This window comes from Clostridium sp. D53t1_180928_C8 (assembly GCF_015667795.1).
GTDB lineage: Bacteria > Bacillota > Clostridia > Clostridiales > Clostridiaceae > Clostridium.
On the sequence record NZ_JADPEL010000045.1, the window covers coordinates 1 to 22,568 of the forward strand.

The following is a 22,568-nucleotide window of genomic DNA, read 5'->3' on the forward strand; positions in this document are numbered from 1 at the left end:
CAAACAGATTTTTCATGTGAAATATTTGATAGCAAAGCTTAAATTTAATTCACAATTGATTTATATTGTTCGTAAAATTTAAAAGCAGACGAGAGATAGTTGCGTCGCAAATAAAGACTTCAAATCCAATGCAATACTGCACGTTTGTATTGCATTAAAAACTTAAAATAAACAAATAAAGTAAGAAGTTAGAGTAAAATCTAGCTTCTTTTTTAATACAAAAAAATAAAAGGAAGGTGTAAGATGGAAACAATAAGCGTTGCATTAGCTTGTACAATCGTAGGAGCTGTTATAAGTTATGCTACATTTCAAAGAAATAGAGGATATGACATTAGAGCAGATACGAGAGAGGAAGCTGAAACTAGAGCCAAGCTAGATTATATAGCTACAGCAGTTGATGAAATAAGACTAGATAATAAAGCTAGGGATAGAGAAGTAACAGAACTTAAAGAGAGAGTTATAAGAAATGAAGAAAGTGTAAAATCAGCGCATAAGCGTATTGATGGATTAGAAGAAGAAAGAGGAGCGTGTTAATTATGTCAAAAGTATTAAAGTCAATTTTAACAAGATTAAATAATAAGGGAACAATCCTTTCGTTAGCAGCTTTATTAGTATCATTATTATGCCAATTTGGATTAAATATTGATTCAGAAAAGATTTTAGGCATTGTACAAACTATATGTTCAATTTTAATTTTATTAGGATTGCTTAATGATCCAACTGAAAATACAAATGCTTATATTCCAGGAGTGAGCGACAAATTAATTGATAAAGAATAATTTAGAGGGCCAATAGGCTCTCTTTTTAATTAACAATAATATTAAACTTTTCATAATATAAATTAAAAGGAGTGTGTTAATATGAAAATAGCAGTTAGAGGTGGACATTGTCCAAAAGTTCCAGGGGCAAGAGGTATACTAGATGAGTTAACAGAAGATAGAAAAGTAAAAGATGCAGTTATAAAATATTTAAAACAATTAGGTAACGAAGTTTTAGATGTAACTCCACCAGATTCAATTTCAACATCATCAGCAGATTTAGCTTATGGAGTTAATAAAGCAAATGATTGGGGAGCTGATTTATTTGTATCTATACACTTTAATAAGGCTTATGATTCTTACAATGGAGCATTAGGAAGTGAGGTATGTGTTTATTCTACACATGTGATAGCTCAAAGAGTGGTTGATGCTTTAGGATCATTAGGATTTAAAAATAGAGGTCAAAAAATTAGAACTGGACTGTATGAATTAAGAAATACAAGTATGAAATCTATGATAGTTGAAACTTGTTTTGTTGAGGCTACTGATGACGTTGCGTTATATAGAAAACTTGGGCCAGATGCAATTGGTAAAGTTATAGCTGAAGCTATAGTAAATAAAACAACTAACACTATACCAGATAATAATACAAATGAGTCAATTCCTGTATTTAATAATACGCTAACTTCAACAGGTGATGATTGGGTAAGGAGATTACAACAAGAATGCAATATGCAAGGATTTAGCAATCAAAAAGTAGATGGATATCCAGGACCAAACACATTAAAGGGATGTCCGATTATGAGACAAGGTGCAAGAGGAAATATCACTAAGTTGCTACAAGAAAAATTAATAAACTTAGGATATAATCTAGGACAATATGGAGCAGATGGAGTTTTTGGAGCAGCAACTTATAATGCAGTAGTAAAATTCCAAAAAGCTAATGGATTGACACCAGATGGAATTGTAGGACAAAATACTTGGAGAAAATTATTAAATTTATAATTATTAAGGCTAGTAGGTAGGAGAAATCTTACTTACTAGCCTTTTTTTATTTTGTGGACAAGTTTACCACATTTGTTGTAAAATAAAAGAAACCGCTCCATCTGCAATTCAAAGCGGTTTAAATATAAAGGTATTTCTATATTGTTTACCTTTATTATATCACAGATTACAGCTATAACAATAAAAATTTATAATAAGGGGATGAAATTTATGAAACAAATTGATGTACAGATGTTTCTTAGGCCTATGGGGGCAGGGATTACTAGGCCAGCTTTAGTAATAGGAGATGATTTTCAAGAATATATTATAAAAAATGAGAGTGTTGATGAAAACGGACATATTGTTAATTATAACTGTATGTTTTTAAACGAATTATTAGCATTTCAAATTGGGAATTATTTAGGTGTTCCTATGCCAGAAGCTGTAGTGGCAGTAATAAGCAAAGAATTAGTTGATTATGATCCTACAATAAGATTTTCTTATAGATTTGAAAGAGGAAAATTTTTTGCTACAAAAAAACTTGAAAAAATTGAGAATAATATTTATGAAAATTACCAAGAATTAATAATGATGAAAAAACCTTATATGGAACGAAGTTGGAAAAAGTTTTTTAGAGATATTGAAAATAAAGAGGATGTTTCAAAGATACTAGCTTTTGATATATTGATTGCTAATTTTGACAGATATGTAAATTCGGGTAATGTATTAATTGATAATGGTAGTAGCAAGCGTAGAATTTATGCAATTGACAATGGACATTCTTTTTTTGGTCCAATATGGAATGATGAAAAAATAAATTGCTTAAATCTATCAGAAGTTACAGATGGTTATATAGAGTTATTTGCTACAAAAATTCTTAGAGAAGTAAGAAGAACAGGCGCATTTGGGACTGGAACAGTTTTTGGAGCATTAGAACAACATATTGATTTAGAAGATGTTGAAAATCATTCATTTAGTGATGTTATTAATAATATAAGAAACATAGAAGAAGATATGATAAGAGGTTGGTGTGATAATATTCCGGACGAATGGTTTATAAATAGGGATATTCAAACAGCTTATTACATAAAATTTATTTTAAAGCAGAAATTTGTTGTTGAACATATAATACAATTATTAGCCAACCAAAATGCTTTCACTAATTTTAGGGGAGGAATATTGAAATATGGAGAAGAAAAAGAAAATTGTATATAGTATTATTAGATATGAGCCAGATGAAATAAGAGGAGAAGTTGTAAATATAGGAGTAGTACTTTATAGCAATGAGGATGCAAAGGTTAAATATTATATTTTAGATGAGAATTCTATTAAATTAAAGGGTATACTTGAGAATGAAGTAGAGTTAAAAACATATAAGTCTTACAAAGATGTTTTTGAATATTATATTGAAGAATGCAAAGAAGATATGGCTGGGATAGTTGGAGAAGTATATATATCTTCCTATTTAGAGAGCGATTTTATAAATAAGTTATACAATCATTATTTAAATAAACCACTACATTTATCTAAAGAAAATATAGCAATAACAGCGGATGAAGATTTGCTATTTAATACACTCCTTAAAAGGTATGTAGGTAAGTCTAATATAGATATTGATAAAGCTACTACTTTAAATGCGAAAAAATATATGAAACAAATATTTTCTAGTAATGATAAATTAACTAAAAAGGTTATCAGCGATTTTGTTATTAAACCTATTAAAGAATTAGATGATTTAGAGGTTAAAATAGATTTTACTTTTAAAAATGGAAAGTGGAATTATATGCAAACTATACCTAAGATAACTAGCAAAAATAGAAATGCTGATTGGTTTTCTAAGATACAATTAATTTTAGATGCAAAAAATGATTCTAATTTATATATTATATATAAATATTCAGATATATTGGAAGATAATTCCACGTTGCATTTACTTAAGTATTTACAAAATAGATATGGGAACTTACAATTGTGTGATATTGAAGATAATAAAAGCATAAACAATTTATGTGACCATATAGAGAAGGAAGGCCAAATATTAGATTTGGTAGTGTAAAAAAGAGCAGATTATTCTGATCTTTTCTTTTATAACAAAAATTAAAAGTATCATAATGAAACTTTTAAAAAGTTCACAAAGAACAACAATCTATATTTACATATTAGATTTGAAATTATTTAACTAATAGAATTAAATTTAGAAAACATGATATAATTAACTTATAATTGTATTATATTGCGCTTGATAAATAGGAATTTATCAAGATTGCCTTATTATAAATAAAAATAGGAGGAAATCAATATGGGTTTGTTTGATATTTTTAAAACAAAAAGTTGGGAAGAAGAAAATGCATATACTGGAGAAACTCCATCTTGTCCGATATGTGGAACGCCTTTAACCAAAAAATATGTTTTCAGTGAAATGTACTGCGAAAACTGCCGTTATGGTTTAGATGATGACGATGATGAAGATGAAAGTGAATCTTTAAGTGTTTATGACGCCGCATTAATTTGGGCTTCACATGGTAAAGATGAAGATTACACTTTCGGATACTCTGAAGAGGAATTGGAAGATGCCCTCTAAAAAACATATTTGTTGAGCCAGGCTATGCCAACGTTGTTTAGTTTATGTCCACACGTTTCTGATAAATTCTAATTTTTAGAGTAGGGGGATGAGTAATTTTAATATATTGTTACATAAAAAGAGTAGGATAAACCTACTCTTTTTCAATAAATTCGTTTATTATATTAGAATGAATTTACTCAAATTCATTCATATTCTTATTAAAGATATTCAACATATCACCTCATAACTAATTATCACCAATAAAAGGAAATTTAATCGCTTCATAGAATAAAATATATAAGAAGGTTAAAAAAATAAACAAACAATACTTGACTTTGAGGTGATAATGAAGTGGTTAAGAATAGATTAAAAGAAATACGTATGAGGGAATATATGATGGCTCCAGGGGAATTTGCAAAATTTATAGATACGGATATAAAAAATTATAGTAATTGGGAAGCAAATAGAAGTAGGCCTAAATTAGAGTTGGCTATGATAATAGCTAAAAAATTAAATAGAAAAGTTGAAGACATTTGGTATTTTGAATGATACTAGATGTCTTTTTTATTGGAGAATTACAAATAAAATAAAAAAATAAAAAATATTTTCTGTTTTTCTAAATTAATTGGAAACTTTTAAGTGATTTAGACATACATATATATCATGAGGCTACAAAGAAGCCAAGAAAATTAAGATTGGAGGAGTCTTATGGATACTATAGGATTTGATTTTGGGTGTTGTAACCTAAAGACAAGTGAAGGGATAATAATTCCATCTCAACTAACAACTGCTGATGATTATTTAATAACTACTGGGTATGAAATTGAATTTAATAATCAACTTTTTATTATAGGAGAAGGTAATTATGATACTAATTTAAATAAAACAAAGAGAGTTAATTTACTTCCAATGATGTGTTTAGCATTAGGATTAAGCACTAAAGAACAATTTGTAAGAGTAGTTACTGGATTACCAATAGGTCAATATAAAACTCAAAAGGAAGATTTACTAAAAATAATTGAAGATAATAAAATTTTAGAGTTTAAACTAAATGGTGAAAAAAGAGAACTATATATTTCAGATGCAGCAGTATTCCCAGAAGGAGTTGCCACTTACTATTCACTAGAATATGAAAAGAGAAAAAAACTATCAACTAAAGAATTAATAGTATTAGATATAGGAGGCAGAACAACAGATATAGCCTTACTTAAAGCAGGTAAGAAGAGAAGCGTTTCAAAAAGTACTAGCTTAGATGTAGGAATGTTAAATATATATACAGATCTTATAAATGAAATAAATAGTACTTATACTTTAGGTTTAGAAATTGAAAATGCAGAAGATATTATAAAAAATGGCTTAGAAATTGATGGCGAAAAAAAGGATATCTCATTTTTAAAACCTATAATTAAAAGAAATATAGAAAAGGTATTTAAAGAATTAAATATTTCTTATCCAGCAAGAACAGCTCCTATTTTAGTAACAGGTGGCGGTGGAGCAACATTTTTTAATTCTATAAAAAAACGTTATCCAAACTCTGAATTGGTAGATAATAATTTATTCAGTAATGCCATTGGATACAAAAAGGTTGGTGAAAAGTTATGGCAAGATTAAGAATTCCTATAGAATTTAATCAAAGTAAGGTTGAGGATCTAGAACTTTATAGTAAACTTCTTAAATATTCTAATCCTGCTGCATATATAAAAGATGTTTTAAGAGGATTATTACCAATACCAGATGCTATACAAGTAATAAATACAAATAGTAAATCTACTAAATATGAGGAAGAAAATGATGATGAAGATTTAATGGATATATAGTTAATTAAATATTAAAGAGAGGGATAGTCATGAAAGATTTATTAGAAAATATATTAAATAAGCCATGTGATTACTATGTAAATGAGTATGTAGAAGAGGAGTTTGAGAGAGAATATGAACTTATAAGTAAACTAAAATGTATATTAACTAGAGATGAATTTACTCTTTTACACAGAATGTGTATGGAAGAAGAGTATGAGTTATATAAACTAGTAGATCATTTTAATAAAATCAAATAAAAAAGTCTACCTGGATTAGGAGGTAGACTTAACTAAGATTGAGACCATAGGTATAAAAATAAACCAGTTAAAAACCAACCCATGAATAAGACCTCCAATTAGATATTTATTAATAGTATTAACTAATTTAAGAGGTTTTATTCAAAATGGTGTACTTAGGCTAATTAACTATCGCAACGCTTTGCTATAGTGTATGCAATGACATATAGAAAAGATGACACTTTTTATAAATATTATTAAATAATTAATAAATAGGAGTTGAATTTATGGAATTCGCATTAAAACTATTTATAGGGGTAGTTATTGGATGTGCAATTGGATATAAGGAAATTAAGATATTAATAGATAAGTTTAAGGGGGAAAAGTAATGCAAGTAGTAGGATTTTACTGTTCAAAAGCTAAAGGTAACAAACCAGCTAAGGTTAAAGAAATTCAAATAGATGTAGATAAAACTGTTATGCAAGCAGCAGTTACTTTAATAATGGTAAATGGAATGACTACAGTTGCATGGGCAGGACCTATAGCTAATGGGGTAGAACCATTATTGGATGTACTTAAAGATTTAGCAGAGCCTTTTAGTTATGCTTTTATGGTTAAAGGTTTCTTAAGTATGATGGCAGGTAATGAGCATGAAGGTAAAAAGACTATTAAGTATGCTATTGGTGGATATATAGGTATTCAATTTATACCACAAATTTTTTCTTTAATTAAAAGTCTAAAAATATTTTAGGAGGATTTTATGGAAAAAATATATATAGCTTTGTATGAAGGTGGATTAGGTGAGGAATTAGCAAATGGATTAATATCTAAACTTAAAGAGGGTGTTTTATGGATAGGAGATAAAATACTTGGAGGTTTAGGAGCTGGATTAATTGGACTAACACCAGTCTTTGCAGGAGCGTGTATGATAGGAGTATTTATAACAATTGCAGGAGAGAAAAAGTTAGGTACAAAAATATCATCATTATCAATAGTAATATATTTTTTATTGAAGGTGATTCTAGGTGCTTAAGAAGGGAAGTCAAAAAGAGTATTTTTATGAAACTGGAGCAGATCCATTTACTATATATAAAATAGTACCTGATTATAATTTAACTAATAATAACAATATAGCATTAGTTAATGTATTTTCTAGTATTTATAAAACACCTAGACAAAGATTTTCTTTTCAAAGAGGATATGAATTACCTAATCAAGTCTACTTTGATATATTATTCAAAAAAGGACAAGCAAATTTTTATCTATCCGTAAAAGAAGAGTTTGAAGAATTATTAAAAAATAAAATGGATACTATTTGGGATAAATCTGAGATTACTAAAGTTGATAATATAGAAAGGATGAATATTAAAAATACAGAAGTTTGTGAATTAATACTTAAAGATTATAATTTTAAAAGTTTATCAGTTAGTAGAGGGGATTTATATCCACTTACTAATATGATGGGTATATTAAAGATGTTGAGTGATGATGAAACTATAAGAGTTAATATAGCTATAGAGCCAACTAAAAGAAGTAATTGGGTAGATATAGCCAAGGATGAATATAAGCAATATGAAAGTGGGAAAATAGTAAATAATGATGGAAATAAAAAAGATGAACTCATAAAGCTTGGTTTTACTGGAGCAGAGGCAATAGTAAATCTTTATATAGAAATGAGATTACTTTTATTAGAAAGTGTATTGGGGATTATTTCTAGTGACAAAGAAGAGGATAAAATTAATATTAACTTAAAAATAGATAGTTTAGAGGAGATAAAAAAAGCTAATAAATATTCAGGTCTATCATCAGAAACTAATTATAAAATGATATCTGAAGTTTTCAAAGTTAGAATATCTATTTTATCAAGCAGTTTAGATAATTCTAGGGCAAAGCTTAATATGTTATCTGTAGCAAATAGTTATAAAGATTTAAATAGTGATAATTCATTAGTTGTTAAATTGCTATCTAAAAAGGAGCAAGAAAACTTATTTAATGATGTAATGGAAAACTATATTAAACCATCTAAACATTGCATATTGAGTGATAAGGAAGTGTCTAAGCTTATTCAATTACCACAGAAGGACCTACAAAACGAATATAAGATACAAAGCATAGATACTAGAGAGATTGATATACCAGAGCAACTAAAAGATGGATTAGTTAGAATAGGAATAGCTGAAAAGCAAGGTAAAAAGATTACTACTTATTGGAGCAAGGATAAAAATGTAATGGCATTAGCTAAAGTATTTATTGGACCACAGAACGCAGGTAAAACAACTGCAGTTAAAAGAACAGTTAAAGATTGTTATAAAGCTGGATATAGTAATATAGTTATAGATTTTATAGAGAATTGTCAAACATCTAAAGAAATAGAAGAAGTAATAGATACTAAAGATAAAATCATATTAGAACTTGGGAATAAAGATTATATACCAGCTTTAGCTTATAATGAAGTCAGTAATTTAATTACTGAAAATATGGATAGTTGGGATAGAATAAATTATGCTAATCTTATATCTGAGCAGGTAGAGTATTTAATCAATGCAATTACTGATACAGGTACTGGAGAGTTAACTGCTCCAATGATAAGATATCTTCATGCAGCAAGTATGATTACTTTTATAAAGCCAGGTGCAACTATAAATGATGTATTTTTAGTATTAAGAAGATGGGATAAAAGAAATGAGGCTATAAGATATGCTAAATATAGTGGGTGTTTTGAAAAAGATGATGATATATTTTATGATCTTGAAGAGCTTCACGAGAGAGATAAAGAAGGAAAGATAATAGGGACTAGAGAAAATTTAATAATTGGGATACTTAATAGAATAGTAATACTTCAGAAAAATCCATTTATAAAAGCTATGTTAGGTGCAGAAATAAATAAAGATGATAACTTAACTAAGTGGATAGAAGAGGGGAAGAGTATTTTTATTCATATACCACAAACTAAGTTTCCTAATCAAAATACGAGAGATATTTTAACTACTTTCTTTATATCAAGAATATGGCTTGCAGTACAGTTAAGAGAAAATAATAAAGATGCTAGGCTATGTAATGTAATATTTGATGAAGTACATCAAGTACCTACAACAGCTAGGTTTTTAAGTAATCATATTACAGAATTTAGAAGGCATAGACTTGGATTGATATTAAGTTGTCATTATCTGAAGCAAATGAGGGAATTATTGATAGCTCTAAAAAGTTCAGGGGCAAGTTATGTATTGATTGCTGGAACGGAAAAGGAAAATCTTGAAACTTTAAGAGAAGAAATACTTCCATTTACTATAGAAGAGGGAATGAAGTTAAAACCTCATACAAGTATTAATGTTGTGAATTATGGAAATCAATATGCTAAGTTTATAACTTCTTTACCTAAATTTTAAGGACTAAGGCAAAATGCCTAGTCCTTTTAATTTATAAAAATTTTCTCTAGTTATAGCATGTTTTTCATTTTCCCAATCACGCCATGTGTGAGCATGTACACCAATTATTGCAGCAGTATCCTTATATGTATTATTTCCACGATAATCTTTAAGGGCTTGTACAATATTAACTTCGTATTCATAAAATGGATCAAAAAAATATTTTGTATTAAGATTAAAGTAATTGGATAATTTTCTACTTACTTCTCTAGTTGGATATATATGCTTGTCCTCATAACTTTTAATTGCATTCAAAGAAATAGCTGAATTAATTTCTAATTGTCTTCTAGATAGATTGTAAAGTTTTCTATAATATCTTAAATAATCAGATATTGTAATTGGATTTTCTATTAAATTTAGCTTTTTTAAGTCTATTTCTAGCTTGTACCAAAAAGGTGCGTTTAGGTAACTCAAGCATGTCCATGTCATTTAGCTGAAAGCGGAGAATGTATTCTTTGTTCACAACTACAAGGAAGTCATTTTTGTGATTGCTTAAATTGGAAGGGAGTATGTATATATCAAGAATTTCATGACAATGGCAATAAAGCGAAAGAACAAAGAAAGGTATATAAGTGCAAAGTGAGTGAAAAGGTATTATATCCTGATGATGTATTATTAGTTAAGTTTGAAGCGCCACATAAGCTTGTAATTGATTTAGCAAGACCTGGTAGCTTCATTTTTGTCAGAAGCGAAGAAAATGTATATTTTGATGTTCCTATTTCAATATTAGATTCAGATATTGAAACTAATATAATTTCAATAATGATAGAAATAAGAGGAATAAAAACTAAGCAATTATTAAATATAGAGACTGGAGGAAATATAACAATAAGAGGCCCATATTGGAATGGGGTATTTGGTTTAAAAAACATAAGAAAACAAAAAAATAATGATACTATAGTCATTGCTAGAGGTATTGGGATGGCTCCTATGATGCCAGTAATTAAAAGGTTAATAGAAAATGATAACAATGTGACACTTATAGTAGATAAGCAACCCTTTAAAGATATTTATGTTACTGAATGGTTAGATAAATTTAATATAGTACCTCAGGAGATGAACTTAATAGAAAAGGGAGAGTTATCACCGGAGGGGAAGGTTGCTATAAAATCTCTTATTAAATATAATAATATATCTTTAATTCATATAGCAGGAGCAGATATATTAACTTATAGTGTTATTGATTTTTTAGATTCTTTAGAAAGACAAGACATAGATTTATCATGCTGTAATAATTTTAAGATGTGTTGTGGTGAAGGTGTATGTGGAAGTTGTACAGCTAGATTTTCAGGCCATAGAGTAAAGAGATTCTGTAAAGTACAAGCTAGTCCAAGAGGTATTTTTGAGGGGAGGAGATTAATATGAAGGTAGTAGTTGTTGGTGGAGGATGGGCAGGCTGTGCAGTCCAGTTAGAATTACAGTATAAAATATATAAAGAAAAGCTGGCTTAAATCAATAAGTCAGCTTTTCTTTAATTTAATTTAATTTTTATACTATCAATTCCATTATAATCAACATGATCAATTACTTTCTTAATATAGAATTGTTTATCCTCCATATTTAGAGTAGGGAAAATATTAACTAGATTAACTATAGCAGCATGAAGTTCATCAATATTAATATTATCTTGCTCCTGGAATATCTTTTCTCTTTCAGTTTTAAATAACTCTTCATTTAGTTTTGTTAGCTCATTAGAAATTAAATTTATTTTATCTGTAATAATATTAACTGCAGGACCTTCTATTAAAATTAATTTTTCAGTTAGAGAGTTAATTTCTTTAGTCTTTTTATTAATATCAGATTTTATATTTTTAATTATTTTAGAGTAATCTATTCCTTTATTTTTATTTTCTATATAATATTTTAGGATGTTTTTATCTAAAGATATTTTTACTAACTCATTTAAAACAGATTCTTCAACGTCATTAACTCTAATAGTTAAAGAATCACATCCAGAACCTTTCTTTTTAGCTGAACACATAAAATAATATATTATATTACCTGATTTATCTTTTTTCCCTTGCCATACAAACATTCCACTTCCACATTTGCATTTTACCATATGAGCTAAAAAAGAATGTGTTGATATCCTTGGTCTAGCATCTTGTCCTCTTGATATTATATTATCATTTGCTCTAATCCATAAATTAGGCTCAATAATAGCTTTATGTGTACTTACAGAAACAAATCTATCATTGGTATTATAAAGTTTCTTACCGTTCTTTCTAGGCCTTCTATTATAAGGCATAAATCCATTGCCATTTAATTCTCCATATACCTTATAACCTAAATGTTCTAAGTATGAAGCACTTTCTTTGGTAGATTGTACATATACAGGATTAGTAATAATATTATAAATAGTTTTTGCTGAGTAACCAAGCTCTTTTCCAATAGCAAAAGTGGTCAACCCTTCTGATGCAGCTATAAAAATTGATTTAATTTTTTCTTCCATTTCTGGTATGAGCTCTAAATAAGTTTCTTTTTTATTATTAGAGTTTTCTAGTGTTATACTCCTATATCCAGTAGGGGGAGTACCTCCACTCCAACGCCCAATTTTAGCAAGTCCAACCATATTGTCTTTTACACGCTTAGCAATATTCATTCTTTCCATTTCAGCTATAGAGCTAAGCATATTCATCATCATTTTACCTTCTGGTGTAGCTGGATCAAATCGTTCAGTTATACTTACTAACTTTACATCATATTCTTTTAACTCTTCATATACAGTAAGAAATTCTAAAGTATTTCTACCAATTCTATCAATTTTATAACAAGCAACTATATTAAATTGTTTATGACGTGCTAGTTGCATCATTCTTTTAAATGCAGGACGATTTATATTACTACCAGAGAATCCTTCATCTTCAAATATTTCAAACTCACAGTCTTCATATTGACTTTTAAAATAGGACATGCACATATTTATTTGATTTTGTATAGATTCACCAGTGTCAGTTTCTTTAGATTTACGGCTATATATAGCAATTTTCAAATTAATTCACCTCACACATTACTATATTATTAGCTTAAAAAATTTCCATTATTCCAAAGTTAGGACTAAAATAAATTAGGAAGTTATCAATTTTATAGTATGTACCATATTTAGCTTTATAATGTTCTATTGCTTCTAAAAGAAACCACTCCGGAACTTCTAAGAATTCAGCTAAATCATATTTGTTCTTTACTCCAGCTTTATATGCAGTAATTAAATCAACTATGCCTACTAATCTTTCATAAGCCCATTCTCTTGCTCTTAGTTCTTGTTTGACATTATTTATATTGGATTGATCTATAATATCACCGTATGATGTGAAGTGATGTCCAAGTTCTTCGGCAAGTATACAAGCCTTTTCAGAATTAGTTTCTATATTAGAATCTATTATTATTTTTCTGTTTTTATACAAGCCTTTGAACCCATACTTTAAAGGCTTTTCTTTAATTTTCACGTTTTTTTGATATTTAATCATAAGTTTTTCATATTCCATTTTAATTTCCCTTTCTTACTTGAATGTATGTTCGATTAAAGGTTAAAAAATAAAAGGCTGAAGGCCTAACTTTTAAAATTTAGTAGTATAACATTCACTTTTTATGATTATTATAGTAATATATAGTTAATTACAGTTTAAGGAAGTGATATTATGTCATTTATAAAAAGAATTCACAAAATTATGGATAAGCAATTAACTAAAATAGAAAATAACATAGATAATCATACAAGCAGTGAATATACTGAAAAAAGTATTAAGTTTCAAAGAGAGCTAAAAGAAAAAACTTCTAACTCTCAAAGTAGAATTAATAATTTGAGAAAGTCTATTCAAAATACAAAGCAATAGGAAGAATTACTTTATTTGTTAACGGAATTCCTAAATTACTATTATAAAATATTTTATTTACATCATCTAAACTAGCAAATATTTTTCCAAAAGAAGATGTTTCATCAATACCAACTGAAACAGATTTTTCAAGAGTACTAACATATTTACCGATAATAGATATTTTTCCAGTATAATTAAATCGAATTGATTTAGTTGATTCTCTTAAAAAATTATCATCTAATGGGACAAAACAGTCAGAACATTCAATGAATTTGGCGCTTGGAAGCATTGTTTTAGCAATTCTAAATATTCTTCTAGTATCACATTGAGCGTCAAATTCTTTCTTCCTAGCAAGTTTTTTTACACTTTCTGATGCATTTAGATTTTTCACAGAATTATCAGCTAAAAAATTAATATATTCATCTGTATAAACTGATAAAATATAATCTAAATCTTTTAAGTTATAGTTACCTGAAAAAGAAACATAGTCATTTAAATCACAATTATCAATTGATTTTAATAAGTTGTTTTTATTTAAATAATTCATAAATTGTTGCAAAGCATTATCGTGTAACATTTTTTCTATAAGCTCTTTACCATATTCTAATTGAGTTAAGGCATTTGCAGTTTTAACACCTTCAGGTGTTTCAGTGAATTTCATCGTAAAGAATCCAGGAATTCCTAAATCAGTTTGAAATTTACCTTCTTTAGTAACAACTGTTTCTTTAGAAGCATTAGTTACCTCATCATAACTTTCTGATTGAACCTTATTTACAATTCCATCATTAATTTGTGATAAATAAGAATTTAACATGTCTGTATTTAAGTAAATAAAATGTTGCATATTTTATCCCATCCCTTTTATAAATTATTTTATCTACACGAAATACATTTCACTCAACATACTTCGTGTTAAAGTTAAAAATAAATAGCCATAAGGCTTAATTATTATTCATCATCAAAATCATCAAATAAAGCATCTATATAATTCTTAATTAACTTCATTTTCTTTGGTGTAATATCTTTACCTTCTAAATGAGCTGCTATTGTTTCTACTTCTTTTTTTCTAATTTCTCTATCTGTTTGTTGAGGATTTCTTATGGTGCTTTTACCAAGAAGATAATCGGTACTGACATTAAAGAAATCAGATAGTTTTAAAATCATTTCACTATCAGGAGTTCTACGATTTTGTTCATACATCCCAATAGTGCTTGGAGAAACTCCTAAATATAATGCTAATTCTTTTTGCTTTATATCTTTTTCATCTCTCAGCTCTTTAATAGTATCACCTATCATTTCAAACTCCTCCTTGCATATAATTAACAATTTTAACACAAATGGTGTTGTTTTATAAAAAATCATGCAAAATGTGTAAAAAAACATTGACAACACGTAAGGTGTGATATATTATTATAACATAAGCTACACAAAAAGTGTGGTTAGGGGGTGGAAAATTGAATAATTCATTAGTTAATTTCAGAATTACTCTTGGTTTAACACAGCAAGAGATGGCTAAATATTTAGGCACAACTCTTAGTTATTACTCAAAAGTAGAATTGGGATTACGAAATCCAAGTTATAATTTTTTAGTTAAGTTCAAAAGTAAATTTGCTAATAGTGATATTGACAAAATTTTTTTTGAAAATTAAAAACACTTAACGTGTGATTAAGTTTATCAAATTAGTTTTTACTAATAAAAGAAAAATTATGAATAATTAAATATTTTAAAACAGCTTTATCAAACAAGTAAAGTTTTGAATATTATATAAAAAAACTAATTAAGGGGATTGGACATGGCAGCAAGAAGGAGAATTTTGCATTGTGAAGTTGAGATGACAGAAAATACATCCAAGATCTTCACAGAAACAATGCTCGCTCTATACGAAAAATATAAAGATAGAGTAAATATAGGAGGGGAAAATGAATTACGAGGAAAGAAATCAATTGAAGAAGGAGATAGTAGAAAAGATAATTGAAGCTAATCCAGAAGCAACACCTAACTTTACGATTTCATTATTGGATGAGATTAAAGAAAGTATAGTAAGTGCTGCAATGAATAGTATTTTAACTAAATAGGAGGAGAAAGTTATGGAAGTATTAAAAATTAAGGAACTGGTATTTAAGATAAGTAGGCTGAAAGGCCTTTTATTTTGGGAAGTAGTGCGAAAAATGTTGTAGAAAAAGTTAATAAAAATATGGTAAAGGCGATAAGCCTTAAAAAATTATCACAATGGCGAAAAAGACCGTTGAATATACAAGTAATGGAGGGTAAAACTATGGAAAATGTAAAACATACTCATAAAGATGTAGTAGTAAGTAAAAATGATAAAGGTGAATTAGTAGTAACAAGTAGACAAGTAGCAGAGGATTTTGGTAAAGATCATAGAGTTGTTGTTAGAGCGATAGAAAATAAAGCTATGAGTTTAACTGAACAAAATTGTTCAGTTGAAAAGTTATTTATACCTACAACCTATCATCATAACGGAAATGAGTATAAAGAATATTTGCTAACAAGAGATGGATTCACATTTATAGTTATGGGCTTTACAGGGCCTAAAGCTGATACATGGAAGCTTAAGTATATAGAAGCATTCAATCAAATGGAACAAGCTAGTAAATATCCATATGGACATTTAAGCAAAGAGGTACAAGCTATATTTGCTCTAGATATTAAGCAACAACAATTAGAAGTTGAAGTTAAGGAACTAAAAGATGGGATGCCACTTTTCAATGTAGAATGTAAGGAAATTCAAGCTGCAGTTAAAAGAAAAGGTGTTGAGATATTAGGTGGTAAAGGTTCACTAGCATATAAGAATAGATCAATTAGATGTAAGGTGTATTCAGATATTCAGCAACAACTTAGAAGAGAGTTTGGAGTAAGTAGATATGAAGCTATTAAGAGAAGTCAGCTTAATATGGCCCATGAGATAGTTGCTAAATATAAAGCACCAATTTACTTAATAAATGATATTTACTTATTAAATCAGCAGTTATCTGATGAAAATTATGCAGTTTAGGAGATAGTTATGGAAGGGTTTAATTGGTGGGGATTATTTAGTTTTGTAATTCCAATAGTTCTAGGGATAATAGTTGGAGCTATAGCTATAGTTTTATCAATCTTAGAAGGTATAAATAAAATTTTATCTTCACGTTCAAACTTGAAAGGGGGTGAACATAGTGAGAAAAGAAAGAAAAGAGTTGCTTAAAGAAAGAATAAAAAAGCTTGAAAGTTATAGACATGATGCTAATTGTTCAAAAGAATTAAAAAAGATTTATAGTTCTCATATCAAGCATTTAAAGGATGAGTTGAGACAAATAGAAATTAGGGAGGGTAAATGATATGTTATTTGCTAAATTAATTGAATTACATGAAGAGCTTACACATCAGGAGTATGAACTATTACTTGAGATGGTTAGAGATGATATTGAGTTTGGGAAACATATAGGAGTTAAATATACAGATAATAAAATTTTAAATGTTGTTAATAATACAGTAAATGTAGTTAGGAGATTGGATATGAAGAAGTTGCAAAAGTTAACTAGAGAACAAAAACAATTTTTAACGAATGAAGGATTAAATCCAAGAGATTTTTTAGTTGAAAGAGCTACACCAGAGTCGTTTGTTTTTTATAACATCCATACAAAAGTTTTATGGAATTTTAGAAGATAAAAAATAAGGACATACCTCAGCGACCAAACTAAAGGTAAGTCCAAATAAAAATAATCATTATTATTATAACAGAAGGGAAAAGAAAATGGCAGAGGCAAATTATTATGCAATTATACCAGCTAATGTTAGATATGATTCAGAGCTATCAGACAAAGCTAAGTTACTCTATGGAGAAATAACAGCATTAACTAATAAAGAAGGTTACTGTTGGGCATCAAATAACTATTTTGCTGAATTATATGGAGTTAAAGTATTATGCATTAAACGAAATATAAAAGACTTAGTAGATAAAGGTTATTTAAAATCAGTTTTAATATATGATGGGAAATTAGTAAAAGAAAGAAGATTATTTTTAAATAACAATGGATTATTTTCAGATTTAAATGGTGATGATAGTGGTATCAAAAAAGATACTAGGGGTGGTATCAAAAAAGATACTAGGGGTGGTATCAAAAAAGATACGGATAATATTACAAGTATTAATATTACAAGTATTAATATATATAGCCGAATTATAGATTATTTAAATAAAAAGGCTGATACAAGATATAGAAGCAATACTAAGAAAAATAAAGATTTAATTAAAGCACGAATAAATGAAGGATTTACTGAAGATGATTTTATAAAAGTTATTGATAATAAAGTTAAAGAATGGGCCAATACAGATATGCAGAAATATTTAAGACCTGAAACATTATTTGGAACAAAGTTTGAAGGGTATTTAAATCAAAAAGAAGGTGTAGGGAATGGACAATATAGCAACGGGAAATTCGGTAATAGATGGGGTTCTGGAAAGGATAAGAAAAGCTTCAATGTCGATACAGAACCCAAAGAATATGAACTTAGCGAGGATGACAGAAGAAGGGCAGAAGAACTTATATAATTGCGATAAATGCAAAGATACTACATGGATTTTAGATAGTAATGGGAAAGTCGTAGAAAGGTGTAAGTGTTATGAAATTATAAAAGTAAAAGAACAGTGGGAAGCATCAGGGTTAAAAACAGATGATTTAGATAAAACATTTAAAACTTATGAACCTTGGAATTTTTTAACTAAGAATATGAAGGGAGCTACTACTAATTACTATTTAAGATTTAAAGATATAGAAAAAACTAAGCATAACTCAATATTGTTTTGTGGACAGCCAGGAGCAGGGAAAACACATTTAAGTATTGCATTAGCAAATAACTTTATAAAAAAAGATAATAAAAAGGTTGTGTATATGCCATATAGAAGCGTGATAACTACTTTAAAACAAAATATTTTAGATAAAGAATATTACAAAAACTTAGTTGGCAAGTACCAAATGGCAGAAATATTGTTAATAGATGATTTATTCAAAGGTAAAGTGAATGAAACTGATATTAATATAATGTTTGAAATAATAAACCATAGATATATTAATAAATTACCTATTATATGTAGCACAGAATACTTGGTTGAGGAAATGTTAAGTTTTGACGAAGCAATTGGAAGTAGAATATATGAAATGTCTAAAGATTTTGTAGTTGAGGTAAGAGGTAAAGAAAATAATTACAGATTGAGGGGTTAAAGTTTATGGATTTAAAGATGTATTTATTAGATAAATCAGAGAAACTTGGATTAGATAATAAAGATTTAACTTTAATAGAGTTTAGAAATTTATTGTTACAGGAAGTAAAAGAAAGTGAATTGGAAATAGAAAAAGTTAGAGTTTATAAAAATGACAGATTAAAGGCTAAAAAGCATAGGATCCTATTAGCTCAAGAGTTATTGGATGTAATTCAAATATGTATGACTGGATTAATTATGTTAGCTAAAGATGGAATTGATATTAGATTACAGCTTATAAAGCATAACAATAAGTTGATTAATGATAGGCAATGGAAGTTTAAAAAGTTTATTGAAATGAGGGTGAGGGATAATAGTGATAAAAACTATTAAAAGCATTATAGAGAAAATTAAGTTTAAATTTAAGGGTGTTGGAAATCAAGAGCTTGTATTTGAATCTGATATAGAAATTCCATTTAGTGATAATGAAGTTGATGATATAGAGGAAGAGTATAAGAGTTTAAATGATATTAGTAGGGTATCAGCTATAGATAAAGATAAATTACATTTATCTAGGATTTTATCAAGAACTAAGAAGTTTAGAATTAGAAAAAAATTAGTTAAAAGGATAAATAGAGAATGAGTGTAATAGAAAAAGTTTTTTGTGATTTAACAGAATATTATTATTTTAATGGTTTAACACTTGAAGCAGCATTAAATAAAGCAACAAAATTATTAGTAAAAGAAGGTAACAAAAATGAATAAAGTAATACTTATTGGAAGAACAACTAAAAGTCCAGAATTAAGATATGCACCAGGTAGTGGTACAGCAATTTGTAGATTTACATTAGCAGTAACTAGACCTTTTAAGAAAGATGAAACAGATTTTATTAATTGTGTAGCATTTGGTAAAACAGGAGAAACAATTGCACAATATGTTTTAAAAGGTAGACAAGTAGCTGTTACTGGAAGCATAAGAACTGGAAGTTATGAAAATAATGCAGGAGAAAAAAGATATACAACAGATGTTGTATTAGATGGATTTGAGTTTATAGGAAACAGCAATAATGTAGCAAATTTAGAAGATAATCCAGCAGCAAGTAATTCAGAAATGGGATTTGGAGATATGACTCCAGTAGATGATGGGGATATGCCATTTTAAAAAATAAATATCAGTAGCTGCAGATTTGTAGCTACTGAATTAAAGAGGTGATAATATGTCAGGAAAGTGGTGGACTACAGAAGAAATTAATTATTTAGAAGATAGTTGGGGGAATAAAAGTATTCCAGCAATATCAAAAAATCTTAATAGAACAATAAATGCTGTGAGATCTAAAGCAATAAAATTAGGGTTAGGGGAACATCTTGATTCAGGTAATTATATAACTTTTAATCAATTAATTAAGGCTTTAGGATATAACAATTCATATACATGGTTTTTAGATAGATATATTAAATATGGATGTCCTATTAAGACTAAAAAGAAATTAAATCATGCTTATAAAGTTATAAATATTGATGAATTTTGGGAATGGGCTGAAAAAAATAAAGAAATAGTGAAGTTTAATAAGTTAGAGGAAAACTCACTTGGTAAAGAACCAATGTGGGTTAAGGAAAAACGTATTTTAGATAAAAATAATTTAAAAATTATAAATAATAATAGAGCATGGGGCAAAGAAGAAGATAATTTATTAATATCTAAAGTTAAAAGCTATAGATATACATTATCAGATCTAGCTAAGGATTTTGGAAGAACTGAACCAGCAATAAAAAAAAGGCTACAGAAACTTAATTGTCCATATAGACCAGTACCAAGAAATAATAAGGAAGGTTGGACTAGGGAACAAAATAATAAGTTGAAGGAGTTGTTTTTAAAAGGATATTCAAGTGATTATATAGCTAAGAAGTTAAATAAAAGTGAGTTTACAGTTATAGATAAGATAAGAATTTTAAAGATAAATCCAGATGAAAATTTTAAAACTAGAATATGGACAATGCAAGAGGAATTGTATTTGTTCAAAAATAAGGAAAAGTGTAATAAAGAATTAGCAATAGAATTAAATAGATCACCAAGGGCAATAGAGAAAAAGAAGAAAAGGTTAGATGTGAATTTAATGATTACTATGATTGAGAAGCAAGGGTGGAATAATAATGTTTGAAATATATACGAGATATTGAGAAATGTATACTTGAAGAAAATAAAGAGTTTATTCAAGTAACTATAAGCAATTTTATAATGTTTTAGCGAATAATTTGAAATTAAGGCGAAGGAAGTGAATGTGTGAAGAGTAAAGGATTTAAAATATATGTTGATGGGAAGTTAAGGCTTGTTTGTGGTAATGAGTTAGTAGCAATGAGTAATTTTGAAAATTTAAAAAGTAGATATGGAAAAGATAGAGTAGAAGTCAAAGAGTATGAATTTGATGGATTAAATAAAGTGGAGTTGCAAGATTTAAAAGAAAATACGGATTCAATATTTAATAGAGCATATAAATAAAAAATGAAAGTGAGGAAGTAAAATGGCTAAGAAAGAATTTTATGGAGCAGTAAGTATAACTGCTAGATTAGGTTTTAGAATTGAAGCAGAAAGTGAGGAAGAAGCTAAAGAGAAGTTATTTGATGCTTGTTGTCCTATTAGCTTAGTAGATGAAAATGGAGAAGAAGTAGCAGAAATAACAGACTGTGATTGGGGAATGATTGATATAGCAAGACGTGGAAATATTCAGCAAAGTTATGTTGATGATTTTTATATAGAACAGGAAGAAGATTAATTCGCAATTCAAATATATTGCGAAGTAAATGGAGGGTGAAAATGGTACATGAATTAAAAACAGAAAGTAAATACTTTAAGGCAGTATGCAAAGGAAAGAAAACATTTGAGGTCAGAAAAGATGATAGACCATTTAAGGTTGGAGATACTTTGAAATTGGTTGAATATGAAAATGGAAGATTACAATATGCTGAGTGTGATGTAACTATAACTTATATTTTAGGTCGTAATGAAGATGAAAAGAGATATGTTCCAGAAGGATATGTAGTATTAGGAATTAAATAATGGAGGTAAAGAATTTATGATATATGAATCAAATAAAACTAAAAAGAAAAATGGATTTGAATATAAGGAGCAAAGGTTCTCTATAGATACAGGGGATAGATTTAATGATATTAATATACAAGATGCAGTAATTCATGTATTAGAGGTTAATGCATCAGAACCTATTTTAAACGAATACACTTTAGAGTTAACTGAAGATACCTACAGATTTTTATATAAGCATATAGAAAAAGCATTTAAGAGTGATGAGTTAGTACCAGCAGTATTCAATTCAGAAAGAAATATAGTTAGAGAAATAGTTCAAGATTATTTAAATGGATTAGATGGTGATATCATTGAGGTATCTAAGGAACTAGCAAGACAATTATTTATAATCATGAAAGGTAATATTAATATTCCAAGTTGTGATCTTATAATAACATCAATAATAACTGACCAAGGACCAATGATAGGAATACTTAAGTTAGATTATGTTAATAGCTTCACTCACCAAGTAGAGTTTATAGATAATAAAATAGGTGTTGGATTGATAAAACATAGCGCAGCATTACCAGGAAGTACTCAAAGAATACAGAAAGTTGCATTTATAAAACCTATAAGAGAAGGAGAAACATTTGATTTATGGGTATTAGACAACAACAAAGGTAGAAGAGTAGATGATGAATATGGAGCAAATTACTTCTCAAATAGTTTCTTAGAGTGTAGCCAAGTAAGTGATAGTAGAACAGAAAC

36 protein-coding genes and 1 pseudogene are annotated in these 22,568 nt (G+C 28.0%); 32 read left to right on the forward strand and 5 right to left on the reverse strand.

Annotated elements, in window-relative coordinates; all coding sequences use genetic code 11:
* Window positions 1-243 precede the first annotated feature (243 nt).
* The 13 genes from I4V51_RS16920 to I4V51_RS16980 all read left to right on the forward strand — a co-directional run bounded on the left by I4V51_RS16920 (window position 244) and on the right by I4V51_RS16980 (window position 9,726).
* Complete coding sequence (locus tag I4V51_RS16920; RefSeq protein ID WP_195989608.1) at window positions 244-534, forward strand: hypothetical protein; 291 nt, start codon at window positions 244-246, stop codon at window positions 532-534.
* A gap of 2 nt (window positions 535-536) precedes the next feature.
* Window positions 537-779 carry a holin gene (locus I4V51_RS16925; protein ID WP_195989609.1) on the forward strand — a complete coding sequence of 81 codons (243 nt, stop codon included), beginning with the start codon at window positions 537-539 and terminating at the stop codon, window positions 777-779.
* Between the two features lie 81 nt (window positions 780-860).
* The gene (locus I4V51_RS16930) at window positions 861-1,763 is read left to right on the forward strand and encodes a peptidoglycan-binding protein (protein ID WP_195989610.1); all 903 of its coding nucleotides are present in this window, start codon (window positions 861-863) and stop codon (window positions 1,761-1,763) included.
* 210 nt (window positions 1,764-1,973) lie between these two features.
* Window positions 1,974-2,957: a HipA family kinase gene (locus I4V51_RS16935; protein WP_195989611.1), complete on the forward strand. Its 984-nt coding sequence runs from the start codon at window positions 1,974-1,976 to the stop codon at window positions 2,955-2,957.
* On the forward strand, window positions 2,929-3,798 hold the full coding sequence (locus I4V51_RS16940; RefSeq protein WP_195989612.1) for a DUF3037 domain-containing protein: 870 nt from the start codon (window positions 2,929-2,931) through the stop codon (window positions 3,796-3,798). The genes I4V51_RS16935 and I4V51_RS16940 overlap by 29 nt, the downstream gene beginning before the upstream one ends.
* A gap of 243 nt (window positions 3,799-4,041) precedes the next feature.
* Window positions 4,042-4,323 (forward strand): hypothetical protein, encoded by a 282-nt coding sequence (locus I4V51_RS16945; RefSeq protein WP_195989613.1) that lies wholly within the window; start codon window positions 4,042-4,044, stop codon window positions 4,321-4,323.
* A 333-nt stretch (window positions 4,324-4,656) separates the two neighbouring features.
* On the forward strand, window positions 4,657-4,854 hold the full coding sequence (locus I4V51_RS16950) for a helix-turn-helix domain-containing protein (protein ID WP_294173872.1): 198 nt from the start codon (window positions 4,657-4,659) through the stop codon (window positions 4,852-4,854).
* A 159-nt stretch (window positions 4,855-5,013) separates the two neighbouring features.
* Window positions 5,014-5,916, forward strand: coding sequence for a ParM/StbA family protein (locus I4V51_RS16955; RefSeq protein ID WP_195989614.1), 903 nt, complete (start codon window positions 5,014-5,016; stop codon window positions 5,914-5,916).
* On the forward strand, window positions 5,904-6,122 hold the full coding sequence (locus tag I4V51_RS16960) for a hypothetical protein (protein ID WP_195989642.1): 219 nt from the start codon (window positions 5,904-5,906) through the stop codon (window positions 6,120-6,122). The genes I4V51_RS16955 and I4V51_RS16960 overlap by 13 nt, the downstream gene beginning before the upstream one ends.
* 29 nt (window positions 6,123-6,151) lie before the next feature.
* Window positions 6,152-6,361: a hypothetical protein gene (locus tag I4V51_RS16965; RefSeq protein WP_195989615.1), complete on the forward strand. Its 210-nt coding sequence runs from the start codon at window positions 6,152-6,154 to the stop codon at window positions 6,359-6,361.
* A 367-nt stretch (window positions 6,362-6,728) separates the two neighbouring features.
* A complete protein-coding gene (locus tag I4V51_RS16970) occupies window positions 6,729-7,091 on the forward strand; it encodes a hypothetical protein (RefSeq protein ID WP_195989616.1) in 363 nt (120 codons plus the stop codon).
* A 9-nt stretch (window positions 7,092-7,100) separates the two neighbouring features.
* Window positions 7,101-7,373: a hypothetical protein gene (locus tag I4V51_RS16975; RefSeq protein ID WP_195989617.1), complete on the forward strand. Its 273-nt coding sequence runs from the start codon at window positions 7,101-7,103 to the stop codon at window positions 7,371-7,373.
* On the forward strand, window positions 7,366-9,726 hold the full coding sequence (locus I4V51_RS16980; protein WP_195989618.1) for a hypothetical protein: 2,361 nt from the start codon (window positions 7,366-7,368) through the stop codon (window positions 9,724-9,726). The genes I4V51_RS16975 and I4V51_RS16980 overlap by 8 nt, the downstream gene beginning before the upstream one ends.
* 3 nt (window positions 9,727-9,729) lie before the next feature.
* Here the strand turns inward: I4V51_RS16980 and I4V51_RS16985 are convergent, their stop codons facing one another.
* Window positions 9,730-10,179, reverse strand: coding sequence for a helix-turn-helix transcriptional regulator (locus I4V51_RS16985; RefSeq protein ID WP_195989619.1), 450 nt, complete (start codon window positions 10,177-10,179; stop codon window positions 9,730-9,732).
* On the opposite strand from I4V51_RS16985, the pseudogene I4V51_RS16990 reads away from it, so the two are divergent.
* Window positions 10,174-11,130 (forward strand): annotated as a pseudogene (locus tag I4V51_RS16990) (sulfide/dihydroorotate dehydrogenase-like FAD/NAD-binding protein); the annotation flags it as partial. The gene I4V51_RS16985 and the pseudogene I4V51_RS16990 overlap by 6 nt on opposite strands.
* 106 nt (window positions 11,131-11,236) lie before the next feature.
* Here the strand turns inward: I4V51_RS16990 and I4V51_RS16995 are convergent.
* Window positions 11,237-12,757, reverse strand: a complete 1,521-nt coding sequence (locus I4V51_RS16995) for a recombinase family protein (protein ID WP_195989620.1) — start codon at window positions 12,755-12,757, stop codon at window positions 11,237-11,239.
* A gap of 34 nt (window positions 12,758-12,791) precedes the next feature.
* A complete protein-coding gene (locus I4V51_RS17000) occupies window positions 12,792-13,250 on the reverse strand; it encodes an ImmA/IrrE family metallo-endopeptidase (protein ID WP_195989621.1) in 459 nt (152 codons plus the stop codon).
* Between the two features lie 153 nt (window positions 13,251-13,403).
* On the opposite strand from I4V51_RS17000, the gene I4V51_RS17005 reads away from it, so the two are divergent.
* A complete protein-coding gene (locus I4V51_RS17005; RefSeq protein WP_195989622.1) occupies window positions 13,404-13,598 on the forward strand; it encodes a hypothetical protein in 195 nt (64 codons plus the stop codon).
* Here the strand turns inward: I4V51_RS17005 and I4V51_RS17010 are convergent.
* Window positions 13,576-14,424, reverse strand: coding sequence for a hypothetical protein (locus I4V51_RS17010; RefSeq protein ID WP_195989623.1), 849 nt, complete (start codon window positions 14,422-14,424; stop codon window positions 13,576-13,578). The two genes, I4V51_RS17005 and I4V51_RS17010, sit on opposite strands and share 23 nt — an antisense overlap.
* 104 nt (window positions 14,425-14,528) lie before the next feature.
* Complete coding sequence (locus tag I4V51_RS17015; protein WP_195989624.1) at window positions 14,529-14,876, reverse strand: helix-turn-helix transcriptional regulator; 348 nt, start codon at window positions 14,874-14,876, stop codon at window positions 14,529-14,531.
* Between the two features lie 158 nt (window positions 14,877-15,034).
* On the opposite strand from I4V51_RS17015, the gene I4V51_RS17020 reads away from it, so the two are divergent.
* The 17 genes from I4V51_RS17020 to I4V51_RS17095 all read left to right on the forward strand — a co-directional run.
* Window positions 15,035-15,229 (forward strand): helix-turn-helix transcriptional regulator, encoded by a 195-nt coding sequence (locus I4V51_RS17020; RefSeq protein ID WP_243281546.1) that lies wholly within the window; start codon window positions 15,035-15,037, stop codon window positions 15,227-15,229.
* Between the two features lie 271 nt (window positions 15,230-15,500).
* Window positions 15,501-15,656, forward strand: a complete 156-nt coding sequence (locus tag I4V51_RS17025) for a hypothetical protein (RefSeq protein WP_195989625.1) — start codon at window positions 15,501-15,503, stop codon at window positions 15,654-15,656.
* A gap of 200 nt (window positions 15,657-15,856) precedes the next feature.
* Window positions 15,857-16,597 carry a Rha family transcriptional regulator gene (locus I4V51_RS17030; protein ID WP_195989626.1) on the forward strand — a complete coding sequence of 247 codons (741 nt, stop codon included), beginning with the start codon at window positions 15,857-15,859 and terminating at the stop codon, window positions 16,595-16,597.
* 9 nt (window positions 16,598-16,606) lie between these two features.
* A complete protein-coding gene (locus I4V51_RS17035) occupies window positions 16,607-16,786 on the forward strand; it encodes a hypothetical protein (protein ID WP_195989627.1) in 180 nt (59 codons plus the stop codon).
* Window positions 16,758-16,919: a hypothetical protein gene (locus tag I4V51_RS17040; protein WP_195989628.1), complete on the forward strand. Its 162-nt coding sequence runs from the start codon at window positions 16,758-16,760 to the stop codon at window positions 16,917-16,919. Before I4V51_RS17035 ends, I4V51_RS17040 begins: the two co-directional genes overlap by 29 nt.
* A 1-nt stretch (window position 16,920) precedes the next feature.
* Entirely contained in the window at window positions 16,921-17,250 is a 330-nt protein-coding gene (locus I4V51_RS17045) for a hypothetical protein (RefSeq protein WP_195989629.1), read from the forward strand.
* A gap of 85 nt (window positions 17,251-17,335) precedes the next feature.
* A complete protein-coding gene (locus I4V51_RS21260) occupies window positions 17,336-18,133 on the forward strand; it encodes a conserved phage C-terminal domain-containing protein (protein ID WP_243281547.1) in 798 nt (265 codons plus the stop codon).
* Window positions 18,102-18,803: an ATP-binding protein gene (locus I4V51_RS17055; protein WP_347708669.1), complete on the forward strand. Its 702-nt coding sequence runs from the start codon at window positions 18,102-18,104 to the stop codon at window positions 18,801-18,803. Before I4V51_RS21260 ends, I4V51_RS17055 begins: the two co-directional genes overlap by 32 nt.
* A gap of 5 nt (window positions 18,804-18,808) precedes the next feature.
* On the forward strand, window positions 18,809-19,174 hold the full coding sequence (locus I4V51_RS17060) for a hypothetical protein (protein ID WP_195989630.1): 366 nt from the start codon (window positions 18,809-18,811) through the stop codon (window positions 19,172-19,174).
* Window positions 19,158-19,424 carry a hypothetical protein gene (locus I4V51_RS17065; RefSeq protein WP_195989631.1) on the forward strand — a complete coding sequence of 89 codons (267 nt, stop codon included), beginning with the start codon at window positions 19,158-19,160 and terminating at the stop codon, window positions 19,422-19,424. Before I4V51_RS17060 ends, I4V51_RS17065 begins: the two co-directional genes overlap by 17 nt.
* On the forward strand, window positions 19,421-19,546 hold the full coding sequence (locus tag I4V51_RS21420; protein WP_279325457.1) for a hypothetical protein: 126 nt from the start codon (window positions 19,421-19,423) through the stop codon (window positions 19,544-19,546). Before I4V51_RS17065 ends, I4V51_RS21420 begins: the two co-directional genes overlap by 4 nt.
* Window positions 19,539-19,943 (forward strand): single-stranded DNA-binding protein, encoded by a 405-nt coding sequence (locus I4V51_RS17070; RefSeq protein ID WP_195989632.1) that lies wholly within the window; start codon window positions 19,539-19,541, stop codon window positions 19,941-19,943. The genes I4V51_RS21420 and I4V51_RS17070 overlap by 8 nt, the downstream gene beginning before the upstream one ends.
* 55 nt (window positions 19,944-19,998) lie before the next feature.
* The gene (locus I4V51_RS17075; protein WP_195989633.1) at window positions 19,999-20,940 is read left to right on the forward strand and encodes a hypothetical protein; all 942 of its coding nucleotides are present in this window, start codon (window positions 19,999-20,001) and stop codon (window positions 20,938-20,940) included.
* 122 nt (window positions 20,941-21,062) lie between these two features.
* Window positions 21,063-21,278 carry a hypothetical protein gene (locus tag I4V51_RS17080; RefSeq protein ID WP_195989634.1) on the forward strand — a complete coding sequence of 72 codons (216 nt, stop codon included), beginning with the start codon at window positions 21,063-21,065 and terminating at the stop codon, window positions 21,276-21,278.
* Between the two features lie 22 nt (window positions 21,279-21,300).
* Window positions 21,301-21,552, forward strand: a complete 252-nt coding sequence (locus I4V51_RS17085; protein ID WP_195989635.1) for a hypothetical protein — start codon at window positions 21,301-21,303, stop codon at window positions 21,550-21,552.
* Window positions 21,553-21,593: 41 nt separating this feature from the next.
* A complete protein-coding gene (locus tag I4V51_RS17090) occupies window positions 21,594-21,836 on the forward strand; it encodes a DUF3850 domain-containing protein (protein ID WP_195989636.1) in 243 nt (80 codons plus the stop codon).
* Between the two features lie 16 nt (window positions 21,837-21,852).
* Window positions 21,853-22,568: nucleoid-associated protein (locus tag I4V51_RS17095; protein ID WP_195989637.1), on the forward strand; the 716-nt coding region annotated here is incomplete at its 3' end.